Source organism: Bradyrhizobium paxllaeri (assembly GCF_001693515.2).
In the GTDB taxonomy this organism is placed as follows: domain Bacteria; phylum Pseudomonadota; class Alphaproteobacteria; order Rhizobiales; family Xanthobacteraceae; genus Bradyrhizobium; species Bradyrhizobium paxllaeri.
The window spans coordinates 432943-455415 of the sequence record NZ_CP042968.1 but is presented as its reverse complement, the minus strand read 5'-3'; the positions used below and the strand labels follow the sequence as shown (position 1 = coordinate 455415).

At 63.3% G+C, this 22473-nt stretch carries 24 protein-coding genes and 1 tRNA gene; 10 read left to right on the top strand and 15 right to left on the bottom strand.

Annotated features, from left to right (window positions below; translation table 11 throughout):
* Positions 1–79 precede the first annotated feature (79 nt).
* The 3 genes from LMTR21_RS02130 to LMTR21_RS02120 all read right to left on the bottom strand — a co-directional run bounded on the left by LMTR21_RS02130 (position 80) and on the right by LMTR21_RS02120 (position 2684).
* Positions 80–763 (bottom strand): glutathione S-transferase family protein, encoded by a 684-nt coding sequence (locus tag LMTR21_RS02130; RefSeq protein ID WP_065754608.1) that lies wholly within the window; start codon positions 761–763, stop codon positions 80–82.
* Between the two features lie 107 nt (positions 764–870).
* Entirely contained in the window at positions 871–1707 is an 837-nt protein-coding gene (locus LMTR21_RS02125; RefSeq protein WP_065754607.1) for a MerR family transcriptional regulator, read from the bottom strand.
* A 38-nt stretch (positions 1708–1745) separates the two neighbouring features.
* On the bottom strand, positions 1746–2684 hold the full coding sequence (locus LMTR21_RS02120; RefSeq protein WP_084030792.1) for an alpha/beta fold hydrolase: 939 nt from the start codon (positions 2682–2684) through the stop codon (positions 1746–1748).
* 339 nt (positions 2685–3023) lie between these two features.
* On the opposite strand from LMTR21_RS02120, the gene LMTR21_RS02115 reads away from it, so the two are divergent.
* Positions 3024–4868, top strand: a complete 1845-nt coding sequence (locus LMTR21_RS02115; RefSeq protein WP_065754606.1) for a di-heme-cytochrome C peroxidase — start codon at positions 3024–3026, stop codon at positions 4866–4868.
* Positions 4869–4947: 79 nt separating this feature from the next.
* On the opposite strand, the gene LMTR21_RS02110 is transcribed toward LMTR21_RS02115, so the two are convergent.
* Positions 4948–5190 (bottom strand): hypothetical protein, encoded by a 243-nt coding sequence (locus tag LMTR21_RS02110; RefSeq protein ID WP_065754605.1) that lies wholly within the window; start codon positions 5188–5190, stop codon positions 4948–4950.
* Positions 5191–5428: 238 nt separating this feature from the next.
* Here LMTR21_RS02110 and LMTR21_RS02105 point away from each other — a divergent pair, with 238 nt between their 5' ends.
* On the top strand, positions 5429–6397 hold the full coding sequence (locus LMTR21_RS02105) for an alpha/beta hydrolase (RefSeq protein ID WP_065754604.1): 969 nt from the start codon (positions 5429–5431) through the stop codon (positions 6395–6397).
* Between the two features lie 72 nt (positions 6398–6469).
* Here the strand turns inward: LMTR21_RS02105 and LMTR21_RS02100 are convergent, their stop codons facing one another.
* Together LMTR21_RS02100 and LMTR21_RS02095 are read right to left on the bottom strand one after the other, a co-directional pair.
* Positions 6470–7135 (bottom strand): DUF2569 family protein, encoded by a 666-nt coding sequence (locus LMTR21_RS02100; RefSeq protein ID WP_065754603.1) that lies wholly within the window; start codon positions 7133–7135, stop codon positions 6470–6472.
* A gap of 116 nt (positions 7136–7251) precedes the next feature.
* Positions 7252–7328: transfer RNA gene (locus tag LMTR21_RS02095), tRNA-Arg, on the bottom strand.
* A gap of 427 nt (positions 7329–7755) precedes the next feature.
* On the opposite strand from LMTR21_RS02095, the gene LMTR21_RS02090 reads away from it, so the two are divergent.
* A complete protein-coding gene (locus LMTR21_RS02090) occupies positions 7756–8289 on the top strand; it encodes a PRC-barrel domain-containing protein (RefSeq protein WP_065754602.1) in 534 nt (177 codons plus the stop codon).
* Positions 8290–8358: 69 nt separating this feature from the next.
* Here the strand turns inward: LMTR21_RS02090 and LMTR21_RS02085 are convergent, their stop codons facing one another.
* From LMTR21_RS02085 to LMTR21_RS02075, 3 genes are read right to left on the bottom strand one after another with little or no spacing between them, the layout of a single operon-like run.
* Entirely contained in the window at positions 8359–9318 is a 960-nt protein-coding gene (locus LMTR21_RS02085; RefSeq protein WP_065754601.1) for a Bug family tripartite tricarboxylate transporter substrate binding protein, read from the bottom strand.
* A 55-nt stretch (positions 9319–9373) separates the two neighbouring features.
* Entirely contained in the window at positions 9374–9742 is a 369-nt protein-coding gene (locus LMTR21_RS02080; protein WP_065754600.1) for a cupin domain-containing protein, read from the bottom strand.
* Positions 9743–9757: 15 nt separating this feature from the next.
* Entirely contained in the window at positions 9758–10396 is a 639-nt protein-coding gene (locus tag LMTR21_RS02075) for an RraA family protein (protein ID WP_065754599.1), read from the bottom strand.
* A gap of 333 nt (positions 10397–10729) precedes the next feature.
* Here LMTR21_RS02075 and LMTR21_RS02070 point away from each other — a divergent pair, with 333 nt between their 5' ends.
* Together LMTR21_RS02070 and LMTR21_RS02065 are read left to right on the top strand one after the other, a co-directional pair.
* A complete protein-coding gene (locus LMTR21_RS02070) occupies positions 10730–11686 on the top strand; it encodes a helix-turn-helix domain-containing protein (RefSeq protein WP_065754598.1) in 957 nt (318 codons plus the stop codon).
* Positions 11687–11888: 202 nt separating this feature from the next.
* Positions 11889–12575, top strand: coding sequence for a hypothetical protein (locus LMTR21_RS02065; protein WP_065754635.1), 687 nt, complete (start codon positions 11889–11891; stop codon positions 12573–12575).
* A gap of 140 nt (positions 12576–12715) precedes the next feature.
* Here LMTR21_RS02065 and LMTR21_RS02060 read toward each other — a convergent pair whose 3' ends face one another.
* Positions 12716–12916, bottom strand: a complete 201-nt coding sequence (locus tag LMTR21_RS02060; protein WP_065754597.1) for a hypothetical protein — start codon at positions 12914–12916, stop codon at positions 12716–12718.
* Positions 12913–13947 (bottom strand): 2-dehydropantoate 2-reductase, encoded by a 1035-nt coding sequence (locus LMTR21_RS02055; protein WP_065754596.1) that lies wholly within the window; start codon positions 13945–13947, stop codon positions 12913–12915. Before LMTR21_RS02055 ends, LMTR21_RS02060 begins: the two co-directional genes overlap by 4 nt.
* Before the next feature lie 135 nt (positions 13948–14082).
* On the opposite strand from LMTR21_RS02055, the gene LMTR21_RS02050 reads away from it, so the two are divergent.
* Both LMTR21_RS02050 and LMTR21_RS02045 read left to right on the top strand, forming a co-directional pair.
* On the top strand, positions 14083–14676 hold the full coding sequence (locus LMTR21_RS02050) for a YidB family protein (protein ID WP_065754595.1): 594 nt from the start codon (positions 14083–14085) through the stop codon (positions 14674–14676).
* A gap of 70 nt (positions 14677–14746) precedes the next feature.
* On the top strand, positions 14747–15025 hold the full coding sequence (locus tag LMTR21_RS02045; protein ID WP_057833929.1) for a GlsB/YeaQ/YmgE family stress response membrane protein: 279 nt from the start codon (positions 14747–14749) through the stop codon (positions 15023–15025).
* A gap of 145 nt (positions 15026–15170) precedes the next feature.
* On the opposite strand, the gene LMTR21_RS02040 is transcribed toward LMTR21_RS02045, so the two are convergent.
* A complete protein-coding gene (locus LMTR21_RS02040; protein WP_065754594.1) occupies positions 15171–15953 on the bottom strand; it encodes an SDR family NAD(P)-dependent oxidoreductase in 783 nt (260 codons plus the stop codon).
* 280 nt (positions 15954–16233) lie between these two features.
* Between LMTR21_RS02040 and LMTR21_RS02035 the strand changes: the two genes are divergently transcribed.
* The 3 genes from LMTR21_RS02035 to LMTR21_RS02025 are packed head-to-tail and all read left to right on the top strand — an operon-like array spanning position 16234 to position 19337.
* Positions 16234–17301, top strand: a complete 1068-nt coding sequence (locus LMTR21_RS02035) for an acyl-CoA dehydrogenase family protein (RefSeq protein WP_065754593.1) — start codon at positions 16234–16236, stop codon at positions 17299–17301.
* Positions 17302–17335: 34 nt separating this feature from the next.
* The gene (locus LMTR21_RS02030) at positions 17336–18496 is read left to right on the top strand and encodes an acyl-CoA dehydrogenase family protein (RefSeq protein WP_057833926.1); all 1161 of its coding nucleotides are present in this window, start codon (positions 17336–17338) and stop codon (positions 18494–18496) included.
* A gap of 40 nt (positions 18497–18536) precedes the next feature.
* Complete coding sequence (locus tag LMTR21_RS02025; RefSeq protein ID WP_065754592.1) at positions 18537–19337, top strand: enoyl-CoA hydratase/isomerase family protein; 801 nt, start codon at positions 18537–18539, stop codon at positions 19335–19337.
* Positions 19338–19460: 123 nt separating this feature from the next.
* Here LMTR21_RS02025 and LMTR21_RS02020 read toward each other — a convergent pair whose 3' ends face one another.
* From LMTR21_RS02020 to LMTR21_RS02010, 3 genes are all read right to left on the bottom strand, one after another.
* Positions 19461–20225 (bottom strand): VOC family protein, encoded by a 765-nt coding sequence (locus LMTR21_RS02020; protein ID WP_065754591.1) that lies wholly within the window; start codon positions 20223–20225, stop codon positions 19461–19463.
* Between the two features lies 1 nt (position 20226).
* Complete coding sequence (locus LMTR21_RS02015) at positions 20227–21021, bottom strand: enoyl-CoA hydratase (RefSeq protein ID WP_065754590.1); 795 nt, start codon at positions 21019–21021, stop codon at positions 20227–20229.
* 129 nt (positions 21022–21150) lie between these two features.
* On the bottom strand, positions 21151–22359 hold the full coding sequence (locus LMTR21_RS02010) for an ABC transporter substrate-binding protein (protein WP_065754589.1): 1209 nt from the start codon (positions 22357–22359) through the stop codon (positions 21151–21153).
* Between the last annotated feature and the right edge of the window lie 114 nt (positions 22360–22473).

Below are 22473 nucleotides of genomic sequence, written 5' to 3'. Positions count from 1 at the left end.
AGACTCTATACCCGAAAAGGGCAACATGCCGGCCGGAGCCGAAGCAGCCACGGCCGACACGCTGCCATACTGTTAAACGTCATGCCGCCGAAAGGAAGTCCCGCTTCAGCCCCATCTGGTCGACGAACGGTCTTTCGTCCGCCAGCGCCCGCTGGAACACGGCGGTCGCCGCGATCTCCCGCAGATATCTGGCAAGCTTCGGATAGCGGGAAGCGTCGATTTCAAAGCCGAGATATTGATAGACAATGAAGTTCGACACGATCGCGATATCGGCCAGTGTCATGGCATCGCCGACCAGATATCTGCCCGCGATCTGCGATTCGAGATAGGCGAGAATCTTTGGCTGCACGTTGGTGAGGACGTCGTCGACCACGGCCCTGTCCGTCGAGACATTGCGGATATTGGGGCCGACGACCGTCTGGACGAACAGCGGATGCACGACATGCCGGAAGATGGTGCCGCCGGCATAGGCATCGAACCACAGCACCCGGGCATAGTCCCTGATGTCTTCGGGAAAGATCGGCGGCGCGGGCTGCTTCCTGTCGAGGTAGAGGCAGATGGCGGTCGAATCAGCGAGCGTGGAGTCGCCATCCTGCAGGACGGGGATCAGCCCCGTCGGGCTGAGCGTGCTCCAGTTGGCCGGCGGATTGCCGGGAATGACCGGGATCACCACTTCGAATTTGTAATCGATGTTCTTCAGGATCGCGGTAACGATGGCCTTGCGGGTATGAACCGAAAGCGGAACGCCGTGGATCGTAAGCATGTTCACTCCTGTTGAGGTTTAACCGTCGGCCGGGTTCCGACACAGCGGTTCGCGTTGCCGGAACGCGCATGCGTCCGGATCGGGTGGTTCAAGGAAAGGAAGCGAAACTAGGCGGCCTGCCGGACCGGAAACTGGATTTCCACCAGCGCGCCCTCGAAGCCCGGCGGACCGGTGATCGGCTCGAGGAACACTTCGCGGCATGGTCCCGCGATCTGATAATGATTGGCCTCGATCCAGGTGCCGACCGCGCCGAACGAAGTGTGGCTCTCCATGTTGGTGCCCGGCCGCACGATGGTCGCCATCATCTCCACCGCCGGCAGTTCGCTGGCGCGCAACAGATGATCGCCGCGCAGGCGGACGGCGGCGTTCGAGGGCCGGGTCAACGAGAAACCGATCTCGAGATCGAGCTTCTCGTCATCATGGTCGTTACGCGCGACCACGATCAGTTTGTCCCGCAGCGCCGGCTTGATCTGCCGCGCACCGTCCTCGGCGACGAGGCTGATCATGCGGACCACCTCGTCCATGTCGGCGCACGCGCAATGCAGCGACAGGAACGGCGCCGGCTCGACCGATTTGAGGATGACGTCAAAACCCTCCGTCCGGCCATGCCGGTCGATTTGCGCGATGCGGGATTCGATATGGCGCAACTGCGCCTGCTGTTCGTGGAGCGAGCGCTCCACCTCCGCCCGTTTCAGGGTGCGCATGGCGCGAAGCTCTGCTGCCGAAATGCTGTCCTTCAATAGCGGGCCGATCTGTTCCAGCGTCAGGCCGAGTTCCTTCAGCGCAAGAATGCTGTTCAGCCGCGGCAATTGCCGGATGCTGTAGTAGCGATAGCCGGTCTCACGATCGATATGGGCCGGCTGCAGCAGCCCGAGCTGGTCGTAGAAGCGCAACTGCCTGCTCGAGACCTGCGCGATCTGGGCGAACTCACCGATACGAAACATCAGAGCGCTCCAATCTCGTGGCGATCCATCGGCGGATCTCAGCTTGCGATGAAGGCCTGCAGGTCGCGGGTCACACGGTCCCGTTCGGTCAGCACGATGCCGTGCGAGGCGTCAGGATATTCGATCAGCTTCGATCCGGCGATGCCGTCGGCCGTTGCCTTGCCGATCGCGAACGGCACCGGAATGTCCGATGTGCCGTGCAACACCAGCGTCGGCACCTTCACGGCGGCGAGTTCGGGCCGGAAGTCGGTTTTCGCGAAAGCATCGACGCAGGCCGCCGTTGCGGCGACGCTGGCCTGCATCGCCATGGCAAGCGTCGAATCGACCATCTCCTGCGTTACGGGATGGGCCGATGGCCGCCTGGCGTCGAGGAATACGTCGCGGAGCAGGCCCGTCAGATACGCCTTGCGGTCGCCCTGCACGCCTTGCTTGATGCCTTCGAACACCGCGCCGTCGATCCCGATCGGATTGTTCTCGGTCTTCATCAGATAATGCGCTGCAGCGCCGACAAGGCCGGCCTTTGCGACATGGCGCCCCCGATGGCGCGAGAAATAGCGCACCACCTCGCCGCCGCCCATGGAATAGCCGACGAGCGTCGCATCCCGTACGCTGGTTTGTTCAATCACATCAGCGAGATCGTCGGCGAACGTATCGAAATCATAGCCGCCGGCGGGCTTGTCCGAGCGGCCAAACCCGCGGCGATCGTAGGTGATGACGCGGAAGCCGGCCTTTGAAAGCTGCATGGCCTGATAGTCCCAGATATCGGCGTTCAACGGCCAGGCATGGGTCATCACGACAGCGCGGCCCGAGCCTCCGCTATCCCTGACGAATAGCCCGGTGCCATTCCGGGTCGCGACCTTGAACGTACGGGCTTGGCTTTGGGCGCGATGCGACGAAATGACCGCGGTGGCGGTTGCGGCAAGGGCGCCAAGGGAAAGCTCAAGGGAAAACTGAAGAAAGCTGCGGCGGGTGGACATGAGCGGGCTCCTCTGCTTCGAGGAACGCGTTATGCGGGTTTGACGCGACGTCAAAGTCAATCTGGTTTTTCATACATGCCTGCGTCGAAAAGCTGGCAGGGAATTCCTGGGAAGGCGGCACCCGAAATCGATCGAGGGATTTCGGGAGCGCCATAATATGCCGTGATCAGCATCAGATCTTGCGCCAGAGCTGAAGTGCTGATTCATGGACAGACTTATGATGCCACTATAGGATGGCGTCATATTCGATCGCACGCCGAGGATGATTCGCTTTCCGGCGCTTTTGATAGACAGACAGATATAGTGCGCGCGCGGCGCAGTTTTGAAGAGGGGCAGGCCATGCGGGGCAAGAGGATTGCGACAATCGTGATCGTGCTGGCGGTCGTCGGCATCGGTTACGCCTTCAAGGACGATATCGCCAAGACCTGGCAAGATCTTCACGTGAAAATCGTGGAGCATCCGACGCCGAAGAAGACCGTCTGGCTCGACCAGGGCATTCCCAAGGAAAAACTGAGCTGGTTCTATCACGCCGATCAGGGAACGCGGACCTTCGGCTTCCCCTATGAGTGGTTCATGGCGCTGGAGCAGCCAACGATTCCGTGGCTGTTGTTCACCTCCCCCGGCCTGTTCAGCGAGACCGCCTATCTCGATCGCTACGGTTTCATTGCCGATACCATCATCCCCGACAAGAAACCGCTTCCGATCGGTTTTGCGCAGGGCGGCCCGATGCTCGACTCGACAGGGGCGCCCTGGCGCAACCCGCGCAGCAGGCAGGACATGACCGGCATCGGCCTGACCTGTGCGGCCTGCCACACCGGCAGCTTCACCTACAAGGACACCGCCGTCGTCATCGACGGCGGACCGGCGCTCACCAATCTGTTCGCCATGAAGCAGGGCATGGGCATCTCGCTCCTGCTGACGCGCTACTGGCCCGGCCGGTTCGACCGCTTCGCCGAGCGCATCCTGGGACCGGACGCGACCGACGAGGACCGCGAGGCGCTGAAGAATCAGATCAGCCAGGTTCTCAAGCAGTACAAGCAGGTCAAGGACCTGGAAGAACGCGTCGCCCCCTGGAGCATTGTGGAAGGTTACGGACGGCTCGACGCCCTGAATCGAATCGGCAATCAGGTGTTTTCAATCGACCTCAAGAAGCCGGAAAACTACGCCGGCTCCTCCGCGCCGGTGCATTACCCGCGGATCTGGAACACGCCGTGGTTCGACTGGGTGCAGTATAACGGCTCCATCATGCAGCCGATGGTGCGCAACGCCGGCGAATCGCTCGGCGTATCGGCGGAGCTCAACCTGACCGATCCGTCAAAGGGCCTCTATAAATCGAGCGTCGACGTGAAGTCACTCGACGACATGGAGCAGATGATAAAGGGCGACAAGCCACCGAACGCGAAGGATAAATTCTCCGGCCTGCAATCTCCGAAATGGCCGGCCGACATCCTGCCGCCGATCGATCAGAAACTCGCCGACAAGGGCGCCGAACTCTACAAGACCCATTGTCAGGAATGTCATCGCCCGCCGGTGACGAGCGAGGCATTCTACAACTTCAGTAACCCGAAGTGGTGGACGAAGAACCAGGCCGGCGAGGCGATCGTCGTGGTCGAAAATATCCCGATCTCACATATCGGGACCGATCCCGCACAGGCGGAGGACATGGCGAACCGGACGGTCGCGCTTCCCGCCCACCTCGGCATCACTGACACCCGGTTCGGCTTCGCACTGAAAGACGTGGTCGAGAAAACCGTCAACTACATCTACGACCAGCGCAAGCCACCGCCGAGCAAGGAGGAGCGGCAGCGACTGGACGGAAACATGCCCAACGAAATCCAGGCAGAGCTCGCCTACAAGGTCCGTCCGCTGAACGGGGTCTGGGCGACGCCGCCCTATCTCCATAACGGCTCGGTGCCGACCATCGACGACCTGCTCGGCGACCCCACAAAACGGCCGAAGACATTCTATCTCGGCAGCCGCGAATACGACCCCGTGAAGCTCGGATACAAAACCGACCCGATCACCAACGGTTTCCTGTTCGATACGTCCATTCGCGGAAACTCGAACAGAGGCCACGAATTCCGGAAGGACTACGATAAAAACAAGGAAATCAAGGGCGTCATCGGGCCGGAGCTGTCGGAGGGCGATCGGAAGGCGCTGATCGAATACCTCAAGACGCTCTGAGCCATTCGCCTGATACCACGGCCGGTCTTCGCCCGGTCGTGGTTGTGCACGTGGACGTCGCCGCCGCCGAACGGCTGCATTACCTGCTGGCAACCAGCCGCAGCTGCGGCTTGATCGTCTCCGCCAGCTCGGCCTTGAGCTGGTGCACGCGCGGATCGCCCGAGCGCGCCGCACAAACCGAATATTGATTGACCGAGCACGCCAGCGCGTGCCGCTCCTCGGCGGTGCGCGTCACCTGCGGGCTGGACAGCCTCAGCACCATCCCGCCGAGTTGCACCAGCATTTCGTCGAGCACCCGATCCATTCCGCTAATTTGATCCATCACACACTCCCTCTGGCGGGAGTAATGAGCGGCGCGCCCAGCCGTTCCCCGTGTACGCTTGTTTAAGGATAACCAGAAGTAAACGGCGCTCCGATTCTGCCGACGCGCCCCGCGCGCCGGCTTGAAGGGAATCATTATCAATTGAAGGAAATCGGCGGGTCTGGGTGGCGCCCAGCGCAATTGCCGCAGCCATGCCCGTTACCTATTCTGGCATTCCACCGTTCCCTGCGAGGCACCCATGATTCCACCGCTCGATCCCGTCGTCGCCCAGATCATCCCGCTGCTGCCGTTGCGCGATCCCACGTCGATGACGCCGCTTAGCGCGCGCGAGGCACTGCGCGCATTGGCGGCCTCGCGCGCGGCGGTTCCGCCGCCACCGGTGATGAGCGCGGAGGACATCAAGGTGAAAGGCGCAGCCGGTTTCCTGGCCGCGCGGGTCTACCGGAACTCGAGCGACAAATCGCCGACGGTGGTGTTCTTCCATGGCGGCGGCTGGGTCGCCGGCGATCTCGAGACCCATGACCGGCAGGCGCGCTGGCTCGCGATCGAGACCGGCGCGGTCGTGGTCTCCGTCGATTATCGCCGCCCGCCCGAAGTGCGCTTTCCCGGCGCATTCGAGGATGCCTTCGCAGCGGTCAAGGACGTCGTCGCCCGTATCGCCGAATTCGGCGGCGATGCCGCGCGCGTCGGCGTTGCCGGCGACAGCGCGGGCGGCAATCTGGCGGCCACCACCGCCATCGCCTGCCGCGACGCCGGCATCAGGCTGGCAGCGCAGTTGCTGGTCTATCCCGTCACCGACGTCGCTGGAAATTTCGCCGATGCAAAAGAGAACGCGCGTTTTCCCTCCCGCGCCGAAAACGCGGACGGCTATTTCCTCACCCGCGCCACCATGGAATGGTTTTGCGGCCATTACCTCGAAGACAGCGCCCACGGCACCGACTGGCGCGTCTCGCCGCTGCGCGCCAAAAATCTCGCTAGTGTCGCGCCGGCCATCGTCTGCACCGCATGGTTCGATCCGCTCCGCGACGAGGGCAAGGCCTACGCGGACGCGCTAAAGGCCGCCGGCGTACCGACCAGCTATTACGACGGCCTCGGCCTGATCCACGGCTATTTCGGGCTTGGAGAAGCCTCGGAGACGGCGAAGCACGAGGCGCAACGCGCGCGGGCGGATTTCAAGGCGCTGCTGGAAAAGGGTGTGGCTGCCTAACTTTCGCAAGAGCGACAATGATGATGCCGCCGCAATGCGTCGGCATCTCCCAGCGCATGTGGAGAGGGCTCCTTACTTCGTGAACGTGTTTGCTACCCGCCGGGAGCGCAGCACGTAGGAAATCCAGATAAGCGAAACGATCGCGGTAACGAGTATTTTGCCGGCCTCAAGCGGCTCGACCGTCAGGAACTTACTCATCGGCTGGTCGAGCGAAACCGAAAAGATCGTCGCCACCCAAAAAAGGTCCACGATCGGAAAGAAGATTGCGCAGACCATTTGTGCAAGGAAGAAGCCTGGAAAGCGGCGCGAGTGATTAAACAGGAGCCAGGCCGTGTAGATCGATAGACCAATCAACGCGGCGTACATTGCCATTTCGCCCCACAACGCGATCGGAAAGCGTCTCCAAATATCGTCGCTGATCGTTTGAGGGTATTGGCCGACGGCCACGACCTGACGCAGAATGCCCATCACCTGACCAAACGCCAGCAGACCAAGCCAGCCGCTGATACCGGACAGCTCAGGCTCGATATTCTTTATCTCCGCACCTTCTGCGGCAACTGGCAGGTGCCGAGCGACCTCGCGTACTTCCCCGACCGGCTTCCAGTCGTCAAAGCCGTGCCGCCAAACCTTGACGTGCTGAGGATCGTCCATTTGCGAAAGGAGCGGGAGCAGTTCGGCCAGCGGCAAGGGACCGCACGGCACATCGCCGCCCTCAGTGTAGTACCAGACAGCCAGCATGCGAACGCCCCCAGTTTGGACCTTTGTAGCGGGAGCGCGGCGCACGTCACGATAGAAATCGCGCAGATGGGGCTAAAGGCAGATCGCCAGGCCGCCAGAGAGCGGCGGCGAATAGCTGGCGATCCCGGGAAGACTCGAACTTCCGACCTACGGTTTAGGAAACCGTCGCTCTATCCGGCTGAGCTACGGGACCGCGGACCTGCTGGAGCAGCAGGTGCTTGGGACGCTTCATAGCAAAGCAGGCCTGGCATCGCCAGCCCTCTTGGGCTAGCCGCCGGATGAAAGGGAGCGCTCACGCCGGGAACGGGTTAGATGTCAGCGCGTACCGATGCGTTGGTGTCGCAGCAAGAAATCGGCAAAATAACTGCGTCCATCATTCTCCGTTGCGGCCGGTTGCCACCCGGCATGAGCCGATATTTCAACGCAGACCGCCCACACATGTTTCCGAGCCGGGACACACAAGGCCCGCGGCCATGCGGCCTGCCTTGCGGGCCTGCTTCGCCGCATATCGCCGCGTCGCCTCCTTCAGACTTGTTCCGAAGCTTCGCGGAAAAACGCCTAGGAACATTCTCGCTAGCGTCCTGTTCTAGGAACATCGATCACTTCCGAGGAGGATAAAAATGAAGAAAGTTTTTGCTGCGGCTCTCTTGAGCGCCGCCGTGTTCAGTGTGCCCGCTTATGCACAGTCGCCCCAGCCCGCGGATAAGGCCGCGCCTGCCGCGACCAGCGCCGGCACGCAGGAAAAGATGATGCTCAAGGGCAATTGGCGCGCGTCCAAGCTCATGGGTCTCGACGTTTATAATGAAGCCAACGAGAAGCTCGGCGACATCAACGAGCTGATCGTGGACAAGAACGGCAAGGTCGCTGCCGTGGTCATCGGCGTCGGCGGCTTCCTCGGCATGGGCGAGCACGACATCGCCGTTTCCATGGACAAGCTCAAATTCATGGAGGAGCCGGTCCGCACCAGCTCGACGGCCCCGGCAACGACGACGCGCGAGACCACCAAGGAAACAACCACCGGCGCGGCCACGACCACCAGCACAACTGCGCGCACCGGCAGTGCGAACGACTGGACGCCGGATCACGCCGTGATGAGCGGCACCAAGGAGCAGCTCAAGGCGATGCCGCAATTCAAGTACTCAGACTATAACTAAAGCGTCCCACAGCTTCGGTTGGTCAAGGCCCCGCTCCGGCGGGGCCTTGATTATGAGCTCACCCCGCCGCTACGCCTTGATATTGTTCTCGCGCACCACCTGGCCCCAAATGCCGACCTGCTTGGCGAAGAACGTCGAGAACTCCTTGCCGTCGGCGAGCAGCAGCTTCATCTGCTGCGTTTCCTGCAGTTGCGTCGCCACCGCCGGCTCGCTCAAAATCTCCTTCACCGATTTCGCCATGGCGGCGATGACATCGGCCGGCGTGTCCTTGGGCGCAAAGATGCCCCACCAGGCCAGAGTCTCGAAATCGGGAAAGCCTGCCTCGATCGCGGTCTGGGTATCCTTGAGCACCGGCAACCGCTCGCGCCCCATCTGCAGGATGGGCCGCAGCATGTTGGTGCCGAGCTGCGCCGTGATCAGCGCCGCCGATCCCACGATCATGTCGACATGGCCGCCGAGCACGTCGTTCATCGCCGGACCGCCGCCGCGGTAGGGCACATGCGTGATCTCGACACCGGCCTTCTTGCCGAGCACCGTCATCGCCAGATGCCCCAGCGTGCCGATGCCGACGGAGGCATATTTCACAGCGCCTGGATTTTTCTTGCAGGCCGCGACCACGTCGGCAAAGTTCTTGTACGGCCGCTCGGCATTCGCGGCGACGACGTATGGCGCGGTGCCGACCAGAAACACCGGCACCAGATCCTTCTCGACATCCACCCCCGGCTTTTCCAGGATCGAGGGAATCACCGCGTGCGAATCGAAGGTCACCAGGAACGTCGCGCCGTCAGGCGCGCTCTTGGCGACCTGGATGGCACCGAGCGAGCCGGCTGCGCCCGACTTGTTCTCCACCAGCACGGTGCGGCCGAGCTTCGTCTGCAGATGAGACTGCAGCAGCCGCGCCAGCGCGTCGGTCGATCCTCCCGGCGGAAACGGCACCACCAGTGTCATGTTCTTGGCGCCTTGCGCGAGCGCGGGCGTCACCGCGAACGCGGCTGACGCCGCAAGCAAATTGCGTCGTGTAATCTTCACCGAACCTCTCCTCCCATTGTCGCCTGCGTTTTTGTTTTTGTTCGCAAGGCTTGTTTTAAGTGCCGAAGCCGGACCCGGCTTTCTTGTACTCGGGTCGCGGCGGGCTGAAGATGTCAAGCACGCGGGCGCCTTCCGGTCCAGCCCGCATCGTATGCGGCACATTTCCCGGCGTGCGCCAGAAATCGCCCTTCTTGACCGGAATTTCCTCCCCGCCCTGGACGCGAACCGCCGACCCATCGAGCAGCACGCCCCATTGCTCCTCGGGGTGGTGATGCAGGGTGCCTTGCGAATGCGGCGCCAGCGTCACCACCGACAGCATCGCGTGCTCGCCGGAGAAAATGCGCGTCGTGACGCCGGCGGCGAGCTCGCGAAACAGACCGTCGTCGGGTTTATCCAGATTGTGGAATTCGTCTTTCTGGCTCATCGTTCCTCCGTTCAATCAGGATTTGCCGTAACTGCCCTGATAGCGGCCTTCGCGAATCGAGACGAGGGTCTGCTCCTCGCGTGCGATCTGGGCGCGGACCGCCTCCAGCAGGCTGGCTGCGGTCGAAGCGGGAAACGAGACCACGCCATCCTCGTCGCCGACCACGATATCGCCGGGAGAAATCACCGAACCGCCGATCGATACCGGCACATTGATTTCGCCCGGACCGCTTTTGTACGGGCCGCGGTGGATGGCGCTCCGCGCAAAGCATGGAAAGTCGGATGCCGCGAACGCCGCGACATCGCGGATGGCACCGTCGATCACATAGCCCGCGGCGCCGCGGTACTCGGCGATTGTCTTCATGATTTCGCCGACCAGCGCCCGCGTCTCGTCGCCACCGCCATCAACCACGATCACGTCGCCGGGCCCGACCAGTTCCAGCGCCTTGTGAATCGCCAGATTGTCGCCCGGCCGCGTCCGCACGGTGAAGGCAACCCCCACCAGCCGCCCGCCGCGATGGAAGGGACGCAGACCCACGGCGCCCGGCAGGCGGGCGAGATTGTCTGAGATGATCGAGGTCGGCGCCTCCCGGAAGGCTTCGATCAGGTCGGCTGCGGGCTTCGGCACGCTGGTCATGGCCGTGGTGATAGTCATAAAAACTGTTCCCTCCTGCGGCTCCGGCACGCCCGGCACGAGGGCTCCAGACCAGCCGCCACATGATGACTTCGGTTGCGGCAAAACAATTAGCATTTGCCGCCACATGATGACTTCGGTTGCGGCAAAACAATTAGCATTCCGCTTGAGCAGGTATAATGGATTTGGATGGGTCAGCGCGGCCGGGCGGCCGGCCGGGAAAACGGACAGCCCCTGCTTTTTCTCTGCGACCGAAAGCCGCTTGCAATCCTCTCCCCGGCCACACTTCTTAATGCGACCTTAACCAGACCCGCCGACGCTGGCGGCAGAGATTCGCGCTGCCGGTGCCTCACGATGCAGTTCCAGAAGCTTGCCCCCTCGCCGGCGCTTTCGATCGTCCAGTTCTCAGACATCGATGCCTTCCGGCCGGTCGAATTTGTCGCGGACGCGCGCAGCGTCCCGCTCAGCCTTGCGAATTTTCGTACCGCGCGCGCGATGGTGCAGTTGCCGGGTTGCCAGATCGCCGTGCTCAGTTCTTTCCCCCGCATTGTCGATGTCAGCTACCGCGCGGCGCACGGCGTCGTCATCTTCCAGATCGAGAACGATTACGACGTCGCCGTCAACGGCATGTCCGTGGACCGTCCGGCCTTCATCGGCATGCGCGGCAATGTCGATTTGCAGTTCGTCGAACCCCGCGGATCGCTGCACGCGATCATCACGCTGGGCGCAGGCCTGCAGGATCGGGAATGGTTCGATACGCCGGACCTGCTCTGCCCGTTCACGGCTACCCTCGAGACTCTGACCAATGTCAGATCCATCACGACGGGTATCTTGCAGACGGCTTCGGCCAGGCCGGAGTTGCTGCTGGATCCGCACTCGGCGCTGGCCCTCCAGGAAGGTCTCCTGCTCGCCATCGACGAGATGTTCCGCCGCGGCAAAACGCCTGATGTGGCGGGCAGGATCGCAAGCAGGGGCTATTGCCGGCTCGTTCGCATGATCGACGAATATGTCGCGTTTCACGCCGCCTCGCCGATCTACAGCGCCGACCTCGCCGAACAATGCGGTGTATCGGTCAGGACACTCGGCACGGCGGTGGCGAGTGTTCGCGGCATGAGCCTGCATCGCTACTTGCGCCTCAAGCAGCTTTGGTCGGCCCGCGCGCAACTCGTGAAGGGTTCCGACGCGATCACCGTGACGTCGTGCGCGCGCGCCAACGGCTTCCACCACATGGGCGAGTTCGCGCGGCTCTATCGCGCCACGTTCCATGAGACGGCATCGAGCACGCTCGCCCGCGCGCGCGGCTCTGACTGAATCTTGCCACAATGTGGCGTGCTTATCCGCTCGCCGCGCTTAGAATCGCTGCAAGGTTGCGCGCGAAACTTTGCTTTGCTGTTGAATTTCTTCAAGATTTTTAATGGCCTAGCGCTGTGTTCCATCGGTCACATCCAGCAGATAGAGTCACAACGCCAGCGGGAACATCGTGCAATTTCGGCGTGACAGCGCTGCCAAAATGATGACAATCGACTCAATCAAAGTTCCCAAGAATTCGACTGGAGCAAAACCGTCCGTGATCGCCTCACGTGCACCGTCATTTGTCATTGCCGCAATCGGAGGCCTGCTCGTGCTCGCGCCGGCGCCTTCGAACGCGCAATGGTGGCGCAGCACGCCGGTGGATTTCGAATCATGCGCCGACGTGGCCGAGAAAGCGAGTACCAAGGAAGAAAAGACGGCGAAGCTCGCCGAATGCAACGCGAAGTTCGCCGGCCGCCGCAAGGCAGGCGGCGGTTACACCTATTACGATTTCATGCAGGACCGCACCTTCGACATCGCGGGCCCCAATCCGACGCCGGAAGAGCAGAAGAAGATCGACGAGCATTACACGGCCTATCTCGAGCGCGAGCGGCGCAACCACGCCGCCGCGGCGCAGGCGGCCAGGCAGCACCAGCCGGAGCCGCCGCCTGTACAGAGCATACAACAGGTTTCACTGCACGCGGAGCAGGCCCCTCCGCCGGTCGAGACCGAAAAAGTACCGATACCGGTGGCCAGTCCCGTCAAGCAGGCCGCTCGCATCCGGGCTGCCCATTGCGCCAAAAACCAATTCTCTTGCGAATGGCCGCGGCTCTCGGAGAGCATCAACGGACTGAAAAAGCTGCTCAACCCGCAGCAGCAACAGCAGCCGACCAAGCAGAAGAAGGGCTAGCTCCTTCTGTCGTCCCTGCGAGCGCAGGGACCCATACCGCGTGATCTATCCACTAAGGCGAAACGGCAGACGTCATCGCAGGACAACTGGGCTCGGTGGCTATGGGTCCCTGCGTTCGCAGGGACGACGTGACATCGGCATCAATGCGCCCGCGGCTTCTTGACCCGGCGCGGCTTGACGACCGGCGTTGTGGCCGCCCGTGCCGCTGCCCGCTGCTCCTGCAGGCGCGCGTCATAGCCCGGTGAGGGCGTGACCGTCGGCGGCACGGCCTGCGCGGGCGTGAGGTGCGCCCAGCCAGCCAGAACGGCGATCGCCAACAGCACAAGGCCCGTTCGTTTCATGTCGCTTCTCCCATCGGCTTTGCGATACGAACCTCGCGAACCTGCTCCGGCGTCAGGCCGGGCGAGCCCTTGGCGTCGCGCTCGGCCTGCCGGATCAATTCGACGATGCGGCGTGACAGCGGCGCATCCAGCCCGCGACGCTCGGCAATGTCGGTGATGACGCCCTGCAGGTAATCGACCTCGGTGCGGCGGCGGTGCTGCAAATCCTCCCACATCGACGACCGCGCCTCTGGATCGATCTTCATCGTGCGCCCCAGCAACGCTTCGAAGATGGGGTCCGGCAGACGCAGCAGCGACGGCATCCAGCCGAACGGGATCGGCGTCGGCGAGACCGGCTTGATGCCTTCGGCCCTGATTGCCGCCAGCCCCTCGACGACCTGGTCGGCGAACAGTCGCCGCCATTCTCGTTGCGCCAATTGCCGCCGCAGCGGCAGGTCGGCCAGCGCGTTGAGCGCGTTGTTGAGATTGAGCAGCAGCTTGCCCCACTGCACGCCCTCGATGTTACCGGTCGGCCGCACCTTCAATCCCGGCACCGACAGCGTCTCCGCCGTGCGCGCCTCGTCCTGCTGGATGACGATGTCGCCCGAGGTGGCGCGATGAAACCGCCCGTTGCCGAGCGCGATCACATTGAACGGCACCATGCCGCCGAGCACGCGCCGGCCCGGCAGGCGATTACGCAGCACGGCGGCGTTGCCGACGCCGTTCTGCAGGCTGACGACGACCACATCTGGTGGTGCGTGCCTTGCGATCACGTCGGCCATGGCAGTGGTATCCGCGCTCTTGACCGTGACCAGCACGACGCCGGCGTTCTCAAACACGCCAGGATTTTCCGACAATGCGAACCGATCGCGCGTGATGGTCTGGTCAAAGCCCTCAAAGCTGGTCGGCCGCAGGCCGCCAGATTCGATTTCAGCGATCACCCGTGGACGCGCCAGCAGCGCGACGCGGCGGCCGCCGGCCGCCAGCATGCCGCCGACGAAGCAGCCGATGCTGCCCGCCCCCGCGACACCGATCGTCTGGCCCGAAACCATTTGGCACCCATCGCGTTGCAACAAGCCTCGATAGCAGAACCGTCAGCCAGTGCCTATCGGGCGCCTCCGGCCGCGACTTGTAACCGTCATGGGCCGACTTTATGTTTCGCACGGGGCTACGCGGAGGAGACGACCATGGGTTTACTCGACGTACTCAACGGCATGCAGAACGGCCCGCGCGGCCCGAGCCGCCCCAGCGCAGAATCCGATAGCGGCGGCGGCATGTCACCGATGACAATGGCGATCCTGGCGCTATTGGCCTGGAAAGGCATCAAGCATTTCACCGGCAATCAGGCGGGCAGCGCGCCGCGACCGACACCCGCTCCCGCCCCTGCCCCTGCCCCCGGCAATGTGACCGCCGGCATGCCCGGCGGCGGCGCGGGCGGCATGAGCGACCTGCTCAAGGGCGGATTGGGCGGCCTGCTCGCGGGCGGCGCCGCCGGCACCATCCTGAGCGGCGGCCTCGGCGACCTCATGAAGCAGTTGCAACAGAACGGCCTTGGCGATCAGGCCGACTCCTGGGTCAGCAACGGCCCCAACAAGCAGGTCGAGCCCGGCGATCTCGCCAATGCGCTCGGCGCCGACCAGATCGAGTCCCTCGCCTCCCAAAGCGGCCTCTCGCGCAACGATTTGCTGCAGGGCCTCAGCCAGTTCTTGCCCGATGTCGTCAATCATTTGACGCCGGACGGGCGGCTGCCGAGCGAGAACGAATTGTCAGACCGAATCTGACGCCGCGCTGGCGCGGCGCGCGGTCCGCGCCGTGCCACTTCACCCATTGATATATTGGAAGGGGACAACCATGAGCGGCATTCTCTGGATCATCCTGGTCGGCTTCATCGCCGGCATCATCGCGCGGATTCTTTCACCCGGTCCGAACAACCCGAGCGGGTTCATCCTGACCACGGTGCTCGGCATCGCCGGCGCGTTTCTGGCGACCTGGATCGGCCAGGCGATCGGCCATTACAGCCCCGACCAGGGCGCCGGCTTCATCACCGCCACCATCGGCGCGCTGGTGGTGCTGTTCATCTGGAACCGGCTGGTGGCGAGACGCGTGATCCCGGATCCGGGGAATCGATGAGATCCGTAGGGTGGGCAAAGGCGCGCATGCGCCGTGCCCACCATCACTTGCTCAATCGACAATGGTGGGCACGCTTCCGCCTTCGCTCTTCGAGCTACGGCGGACAAGTCGCTTTGCCCACCCTACGCATCTACGATCGTAGCCCTCACAACACCAGATGCATGCCCGCGTCCATGCGCACGAACTCGCCGGTCATATTGCTCGACGCCGGCGACGCCAGGAAGCACACGAGCTGCGCGATATCTTCCGCGGTCGACGCCACCTTCAGCGGCACCTTCGCCACCACGGCGTCGCGCACCGCTTTCGCGCCGGCCTCGCCGCGGCCCTTGGTGAACCAGGGCGTATCGATATAGCCGGGGCACACCGTGTTGACGCGGATCAAGGGCGCCAGTGCGCGCGCCAGCGATTGCGTCATGGTGTTGAGCGCGCCCTTGCTCGCAGCGTAGGCGACCGACGAGCCGCCGCCGGAAATGCCGGCGACCGACGAGACGTTGACCACGGCGGAGGCCCGCCCCGACGCCTTCGCGCCGGCCTCGAGTTGCGCGCGCGCCGCGCGGATCATCTGGAATGGGCCGATCGTGTTCACCGCATAGATGCGCTGGAAGTCCTGAGCCGTCAGCCCGTCGAGATCGTGATGCGGCACGTGCTTGGTGGTGCCGGCATTGTTGACGAGCACATCGAGCCGCCCCCACGGCACCGCCGCGGCCGCGATCTTCTTGCAGTCCTCGTCGCGCGACACGTCGCCCTGCACGACGACGACTTCAGCGCCGGCGCTGCGGCAGAGATCGGCGGTGGCTTCCGCTTCCGCCTTGCTGTTGGAATAATTGACGACGATGCGCGCGCCGCCCTTTGCCAGAATGGCCGCGGTCGCCGCTCCCAGGCCGGAAGCTGAACCAGTGACAATCGCGCACAAACCATCCTTCGACATCCGCATTTCCTCTTGTTGCTTTTGGCTGGGTTTCGATCCGCCCGTGGAGAGGCTTCAGTGGCTACCATATCGCGCGGCAAACCGCGTGCAAATCCGAAGAAGTCCGTTGCGCGGAATTTATTCTTCGCCCGCGATCATCATGCCACCGCCTCATGCCGCCCTGCGGACAGCGCTTGTCACGGCTATGGCTTTTGCCCATCATTAAGCGCAAGAAAAGACCGCAGCCGAACCCGGCACAAACGTCGGGACTGGCATGCCAATCTCAACATCGGGGAACGCTGTGGCGGAGAGTGAGAACATCGTTGCCGAGACCGCGGAGAAAATCTTCGCCGATCTCGCCGACGCCCAAACCATCAATCACGACAAGAAGGGCGAGTGGAAGGCCCCGCTGTGGCAAGCGCTGACGGAGGCCGGCCTGCCGCTGGCCTGGGTGCCGGAAGATTGCGGCGGTTCGGGCGCATCGCTCGCCGAAGGCTTTAGCGTTCTCAGCGCCGCCGGGCGCTTTGCCGTCGCGGTCCCGCTCGCCGAGACCATGCTGGCCGGCTGGCTTCTGGCGCAGGCCAAGATCGCGTCGCCCGACGGCGAGATGACAGTGGTGCCCGCCAGCCCGAAAGACCGGATTACCGTCAATGCCGATGGCAGCCTGTCGGGCCGGGCGCGCGGCGTGCCGTTCGCCAAGGCCGCAAAGCATTTTGCCGTGCTCGCAAGCGATGCCAAGGGCCGTTTCTCCATCGCGCTGGTCGATGCCACCAAGTGCCGGATCGAAGCCGGCATCGGCCTCGGCGGCGACAACTCCGATACTGTGACGCTCGACAAGGTGCAGCCGGTCACGACCAAGGAAGCGCCAAAAGGTTTCGACCAGCCCCGGCTGATGCTGATGGGCGGCGTCGCGCGTGCCTTGCAGATCGCGGGCGCGCTGGAATCGATGCTGGAAATTTCCGTGCGCTATTCCAACGAGCGCGTCGCGTTCGAGAAGAAGATCTCGAAATTCCAGGCGGTGCAGCACAATCTGGCGCGGCTCGCCGGCGAATCGGCGGCGGCGCTGGCGGCAGCGACTTCGGCGGCGGACGCCATCGCCAACGCGGAAACCTTCAACGACGAAGTATTCCTCGAAGCGGTGGCGGCAAAGATCCGCTGCTCGGAGGCGGCGGAGAAAGGCGGCGCGATTGCCCATCAGGTGCACGGCGCGATCGGCTTCACCATCGAACACATCCTGCATCGCTACTCGCTGCGCGCGCTGGCCTGGCGCGACGATTTCGGCTCGGAGAGCTACTGGGCGGTCGAGCTCGGCAAGCTCGTCTGTATCAGAGGCGCCGATGAATTGTGGCCGCTGGTAGCCTCGCGCTGACGTCAACACCGATTTGCCTGCATAGAGATCAACAATGACCGCAGCCCTCCGTTTCGATCCGATCCGCCTGCCGCCGAAATGCGAACAATTGCGCAAGGAAGTGCGCGCCTTCCTCGCCGAAGAAATCGCCGCCGGCACTTTCGATCCGCACAAGCCGAACCGCGAAGACACCGACGTGCCGGAATTTTCCCGCAAGGTCGGCGAGCGCGGCTGGCTCGGCATGACTTGGCCGAAGAAATATGGCGGCCACGAGCGCTCGTTCCTCGAGCGCTATGTCGTGACCGAGGAAATGCGCGTGGCGAACGCGCCGACGCGACGTTTCTTCGTCGCCGACCGCCAGAGCGGCCCGGTGCTTTTGAAATACGCGCCCGAGCACATCAAGATGGAGATCCTGCCGCGCATCTGCAAAGGCGAGATCTGCTTTGCGATCGGCATGAGCGAGCCGAATTCCGGCTCCGACCTGTTTGCGGCGAAAACCCGCGCGACAAAGACCGACGGCGGCTATCTGATCAACGGCACCAAGATCTGGACTTCCTCGGCCCATATCGCCGACTACATGATCGCGATCTTCCGGACCTCGCCGCCGACCAAGGAAAACCGCCGCCACGGGCTGACGCAATTCCTGGTCAAGATGAAGCAGCCGGGCATCCAGGTGAACCCGATCGGCCAGATTACCGGACAGTATGAATTCAACGAAGTCGTGTTCACCGACTACTTCGTTCCCGACGACCACGTGCTCGGCGAAATCGACGGCGCCTGGAAACAGGCGACGAGCGAACTCGCCTATGAACGAAGCGGCCCCGAGCGCTTCCTCGAAACCTATTACGTGCTGACTGAACTGGTCCGCGCCGTCGGCAACAATCCCGATACCCGCAGCGCCGAAGGCATCGGCCGCCTAGTGGCGCAGGTGCACACCATGCGGCGCATGTCGGTGTCGGTGGCGGGCATGCTGCAGGCGGGCAAGGAGCCGGTGGTCGAGGCATCCATCGTGAAGGACATCGGCACCATCTGGGAGCAGCAACTGCCGCATCGCGTGCGCGAGCTATCAGCCTTTGTCGAGGAGACCGCCACCAATCGCGAGACGCTGGAAAAGCAGCTCGACTTCGCCATCAAGACCGCGCCGAAATTGACGATCCAGGGCGGCACCACCGAGGTGCTGCGCGGCATCATCGCCCGCGGGCTCGGTCTGCGCTAGCCGCGCGGGCTGGTCTGCGCTAATTCAACGAGGAAGCGTTATGAGCAAATACACTGATATCGGCGTCGAGAAGCACGGTCATGTCGGCCTGATCGAAATCCGCAAGCCGCCGCTGAACTTCTTCGACGTCTCGCTGATCAACCAGATCGCGGACGCGCTGGAGGAGTTCGACAACGACATCGAAATCCGCGCCTCGGTGCTCGCGGCCCAAGGCAAGGCGTTCTGCGCCGGCGCCGACTTCTCCGATCCGAAGCGGCAGGAGCAGGAAGAAAGCGCGAAGACGGACCCGGCGGCCAATTTGCCGATCAACCATCTCTACGTTCAGGCCGTGCGCATCTTCCGCAACAAGAAGCCGATCGTCGCCGCCGTCCATGGCGCTGCCATCGGCGGTGGCCTGGGCCTAGCCGTCTCCGCCGACTTCCGCGTCACCTGCCCCGAGGCGCGCTTTGCGGCGAACTTCACCAAGCTCGGCTTCCATCCCGGCTTCGGCCTGACGGCTACGCTTCCCGAACTGGTCGGCAAGAACAATGCGGAGCTGATCTTCTACACCAGCCGCCGCGTCACCGGCGAGGAAGCCACAAGGATGGGCCTCGCCAATGTCTGCGTGCCGCAGGATCAGGTGCGGGCCGAGGCGATGAAGCTCGCCCAGGAAATCGCCGAATGCTCCCCGCTCGGCCTGATCTCAACCCGCGCCACCATGCGCGCCGGCCTCGCCGACCGCGTGCTCGCCGCGACCAATCACGAACTCGTCGAGCAAACGAAACTCCGCGCGACCGAGGATTTCAAGGAAGGCGTGAAAGCCACCGCCGAGCGTAGGGTGGCGAATTTCAAGGGGCGATAGGATCGCGCCGAACGTCACTTCGTAGGGTGGGCAAAGCGCAGCGTGCCCACCATCTGATTCAAGATTTGAGATATATGGTGGGCACGGCGCAAGCGCGCCTTTGCCCACCCTACGAATTCTCGCTCACGCCACCAGGCTGAACGTCACGCCACACAGATCGAACGTATCGCCCGACAACTTGCATCCTTTCGCTTTCGCTGCATCGCGCACCTTGGCAACATCGGCCACGCGAAACGTCAACCCGCTCATCAGATCGCTTCCACCTTTCACAACGCGCAAGCGCGCATTGGGCAACTTCAATTCCGGCTCGCCGCCCGCACTCTTGCTGACAGGCACTTCCAGAATCTTCCCCCAATGCTCCGCCAAGCCCTGCGGGTCCGGGCTCTGCATCTGAACTTCCGTTAGCGCCAGCGTCACGTCCTTGCGGATCGCCTTCTGCCAGTCCGGCCCGGCCGGCGGATAGGGCCCGAGTACATCGTCGCTGCCGTCAGTGTGATTGAACTCGATGAACGCGGCGCGGCAGTCGCGCGGGTGCAGTTGCACGCCGTGATAGGGCGCATGCGTGATCACGTTCGCCGTGCGCACGCCGATCGCATTGGCGTGCCTGCCGCGCGCGTCGGGATCGTCGCAGCAGAAGATCGCCATGTAGCCGCCGCGGCCGCCGGTCTTGTCGAGGAAGCGTCCCGCCGCGGTGCCGGGCTGGGTCGGCGCCACCACTTCGAGCAGGATCGTGTCGACCGGCAGCAGCGCGTTCTCCAGGCCGTACTTGGCGACGTTGCCGTCGCGATAGCAGACATTGAGACCCATGATCGCGGCAATGTCCGAGATCACCGGCTCGAGATGCGGCGCCACCAGGCAGATCTGCCGCAGCCTGAGATATTCGGCCATCTCACTGTCCCTGAAATGCGGGCTTGCGCTTCTCGACGAAAGCCTTTGCCGCTTCCTTGTGGTCGGCGGTGTCGCCGGCGCGCGTGTGATGGATCGCCTCGCCATCGAAGCAAGCCTCCAGCGACATCGTCTCGGCATTATTGATATTGCGCTTGATAAAGCCGAGCGCGATCGAGGGCCCTGTCGCCAGCGACATCGCAAGGTCGCGCGCCTCCGCGTCAATGTCGGCGTCCGGCACGACCTTTGTCACCATGCCGAGGTTATAGGCCTCGGTCGCACTCAGGACCGGCGACAGCAGATAGAGCTCGCGCGCCTTCGCGCTGCCGAGCAACTGGGTGAGAAAATAAGTGCCGCCGTAATCGCCGGAGAAGCCCACCTTGGCGAAGGCGGTGGTGATCTTGCAGGAGGCGCTGGCAACGCGCAGGTCGCAGGACAGCGCGATCGAAAGGCCGGCGCCGGCGGCCGCGCCGTCGAGCTGCGCCACCACGGGCTTCGGCATCTGGTGCAGGATGCGCGAGACTTCCATGCCGCGGCGCAAGTTCGCCATCTTGGCCTCGAAGGGAAGCGGCGCCCTGCCCTCCGCCATCGACTTGACGTCGCCGCCGACGCAGAACGTGCCGCCCGCGCCCTTGATCAGCACCGCCCGCACCTCGTGATCCTCCTGCGCGCGGCGCGCCGCCTCCACCAGCCCGCGCGTCATGTCCGGATTGAGCGCGTTGCGCCGGTCGGGGCGGTTCATGGTGATGGTGAGCAAGCCCTGCTCGAGATTCTGGAGGACCATTTCGTTTGCGCTCATGTGTCGTGCTTTCGTTGTTGGTTGTGATTGAATTCGTAGGGTGGGCAAAGGTGCGCTAGCGCCGTGCCCACCAACTTTGCCGCTGGAATGGTGGGCACGCTGCGCTTTGCCCACCCTACGAAGATGGGTCTATTTCTTCACCAGCGGGCAGCGTGAGGATTCCAGCGGCTGGAACGCCTCGCTGCCGGGGACCGTCGCCAGCAGCTTGTAATAGTCCCAGCGTCCTTTCGACTCCGACGGCTTCTTGACCTCGAACAGATACATGTCGTGCACCATGCGGCCGTCGTCGCGGATCTTGCCGTTCCTGGCGAACATGTCGTTCACCGGCGTTTCCTTCATCAGCTTCATGACGGCGGCCGCATCCGTGGTGTTCGCGGCCTTCACGGCTTTCAGATAGTGCAGGACGGAAGAATAGACGCTGGCCTGCGCCGCGGTCGGCGGCCGCTTGACGCGCTCCATGAAGCGTTTTGAGAACGCGCGGGTGTCGTCGTTGAGGTCCCAATAAAAAGCTTCCGCAAGCAGCAGGCCCTGCGCGGTCTGCAGCCCGACGCTGTCGATATCAGTCACGAAGGCGAGCAGCGGCGAGAGTTTCTGGCCGCCGCTCCGGGTCAGGCCGAATTCCGCCGCCTGCTTGATCGCATTGATGGTGTCGCCACCGGCGTTCGCAAGACCGACGACCTTCGCCTTCGAACTCTGCGCCTGCAGCAGGAATGATGAAAAATCCGACGTATTGAGCGGGTGCTTGACGCTGCCGAGCACCTTGCCGCCAGACTTCACCACCACGTTGGTCGTGTCCTTTTCCAGGTCCTGGCCGAAGGCATAATCGGCGGTGAGGAAGAACCACGTCTCGAAACCGCTCTTGACGGTGGCGAGCCCGGTGACGTTGGCCTGTCCAAACGTGTCGTAGGAATAATGCACGGTGTAGGGACCGCAGGCCTCGTTGCTGAGGCGGATCGAGGCCGGGCCGCTATACATCACGATCTTGTTGCGCGTTTTCGCAATTTCGCCGGCGGCAAGCGCCGTCGCGGACGCCGCCACGTCGTACAGCATCTCGACACCCTGGTTGTCAAACATGTCGCGCGCGATGCTGGCGGCAAGATCGGCCTTGTTGAGATGATCGGCCGCGAGGATCTCGACCTTGCGTCCCAGCACCTCGCCGCCGAAATCCTCCACCGCCATCTTAGCCGCAGTCTCCGATCCCGGCCCGGTGATATCGGCGTAGAGTCCCGACATATCGAGAATGCCGCCAAGCTTGAGCGGCGGCTTGCTTTGCGCCAATGCCGCACTCGCCGAGACGGCCAGCGTGGCGGCAATCATGCCTGTTATTGCTCTTTTCATGGAAGGCCTCCCTTGTCGGCGCGCCGCATTGATTTGCGGCTTTGAATTTTGGTCGGCGCGATCATGCCGCATGGTGTCAGCAGCGGCAAGGCGCTGACGTTTTCCGTTGAACGG

Coding starts and splice junctions, on each gene's coding strand:
- LMTR21_RS02130 (WP_065754608.1), bottom strand. CDS start 763: ATGCTTACGATCCACGGCGTTCCGCTTTCGGTTCATACCCGCAAGGCC.
- LMTR21_RS02125 (WP_065754607.1), bottom strand. CDS start 1,707: ATGTTTCGTATCGGTGAGTTCGCCCAGATCGCGCAGGTCTCGAGCAGG.
- LMTR21_RS02120 (WP_084030792.1), bottom strand. CDS start 2,684: ATGTCCACCCGCCGCAGCTTTCTTCAGTTTTCCCTTGAGCTTTCCCTT.
- LMTR21_RS02115 (WP_065754606.1), top strand. CDS start 3,024: ATGCGGGGCAAGAGGATTGCGACAATCGTGATCGTGCTGGCGGTCGTC.
- LMTR21_RS02110 (WP_065754605.1), bottom strand. CDS start 5,190: ATGGATCAAATTAGCGGAATGGATCGGGTGCTCGACGAAATGCTGGTG.
- LMTR21_RS02105 (WP_065754604.1), top strand. CDS start 5,429: ATGATTCCACCGCTCGATCCCGTCGTCGCCCAGATCATCCCGCTGCTG.
- LMTR21_RS02100 (WP_065754603.1), bottom strand. CDS start 7,135: ATGCTGGCTGTCTGGTACTACACTGAGGGCGGCGATGTGCCGTGCGGT.
- LMTR21_RS02090 (WP_065754602.1), top strand. CDS start 7,756: ATGAAGAAAGTTTTTGCTGCGGCTCTCTTGAGCGCCGCCGTGTTCAGT.
- LMTR21_RS02080 (WP_065754600.1), bottom strand. CDS start 9,742: ATGAGCCAGAAAGACGAATTCCACAATCTGGATAAACCCGACGACGGT.
- LMTR21_RS02075 (WP_065754599.1), bottom strand. CDS start 10,396: ATGACTATCACCACGGCCATGACCAGCGTGCCGAAGCCCGCAGCCGAC.
- LMTR21_RS02070 (WP_065754598.1), top strand. CDS start 10,730: ATGCAGTTCCAGAAGCTTGCCCCCTCGCCGGCGCTTTCGATCGTCCAG.
- LMTR21_RS02065 (WP_065754635.1), top strand. CDS start 11,889: ATGACAATCGACTCAATCAAAGTTCCCAAGAATTCGACTGGAGCAAAA.
- LMTR21_RS02060 (WP_065754597.1), bottom strand. CDS start 12,916: ATGAAACGAACGGGCCTTGTGCTGTTGGCGATCGCCGTTCTGGCTGGC.
- LMTR21_RS02055 (WP_065754596.1), bottom strand. CDS start 13,947: ATGGTTTCGGGCCAGACGATCGGTGTCGCGGGGGCGGGCAGCATCGGC.
- LMTR21_RS02050 (WP_065754595.1), top strand. CDS start 14,083: ATGGGTTTACTCGACGTACTCAACGGCATGCAGAACGGCCCGCGCGGC.
- LMTR21_RS02045 (WP_057833929.1), top strand. CDS start 14,747: ATGAGCGGCATTCTCTGGATCATCCTGGTCGGCTTCATCGCCGGCATC.
- LMTR21_RS02040 (WP_065754594.1), bottom strand. CDS start 15,953: ATGTCGAAGGATGGTTTGTGCGCGATTGTCACTGGTTCAGCTTCCGGC.
- LMTR21_RS02030 (WP_057833926.1), top strand. CDS start 17,336: ATGACCGCAGCCCTCCGTTTCGATCCGATCCGCCTGCCGCCGAAATGC.
- LMTR21_RS02025 (WP_065754592.1), top strand. CDS start 18,537: ATGAGCAAATACACTGATATCGGCGTCGAGAAGCACGGTCATGTCGGC.
- LMTR21_RS02020 (WP_065754591.1), bottom strand. CDS start 20,225: ATGGCCGAATATCTCAGGCTGCGGCAGATCTGCCTGGTGGCGCCGCAT.
- LMTR21_RS02015 (WP_065754590.1), bottom strand. CDS start 21,021: ATGAGCGCAAACGAAATGGTCCTCCAGAATCTCGAGCAGGGCTTGCTC.
- LMTR21_RS02010 (WP_065754589.1), bottom strand. CDS start 22,359: ATGAAAAGAGCAATAACAGGCATGATTGCCGCCACGCTGGCCGTCTCG.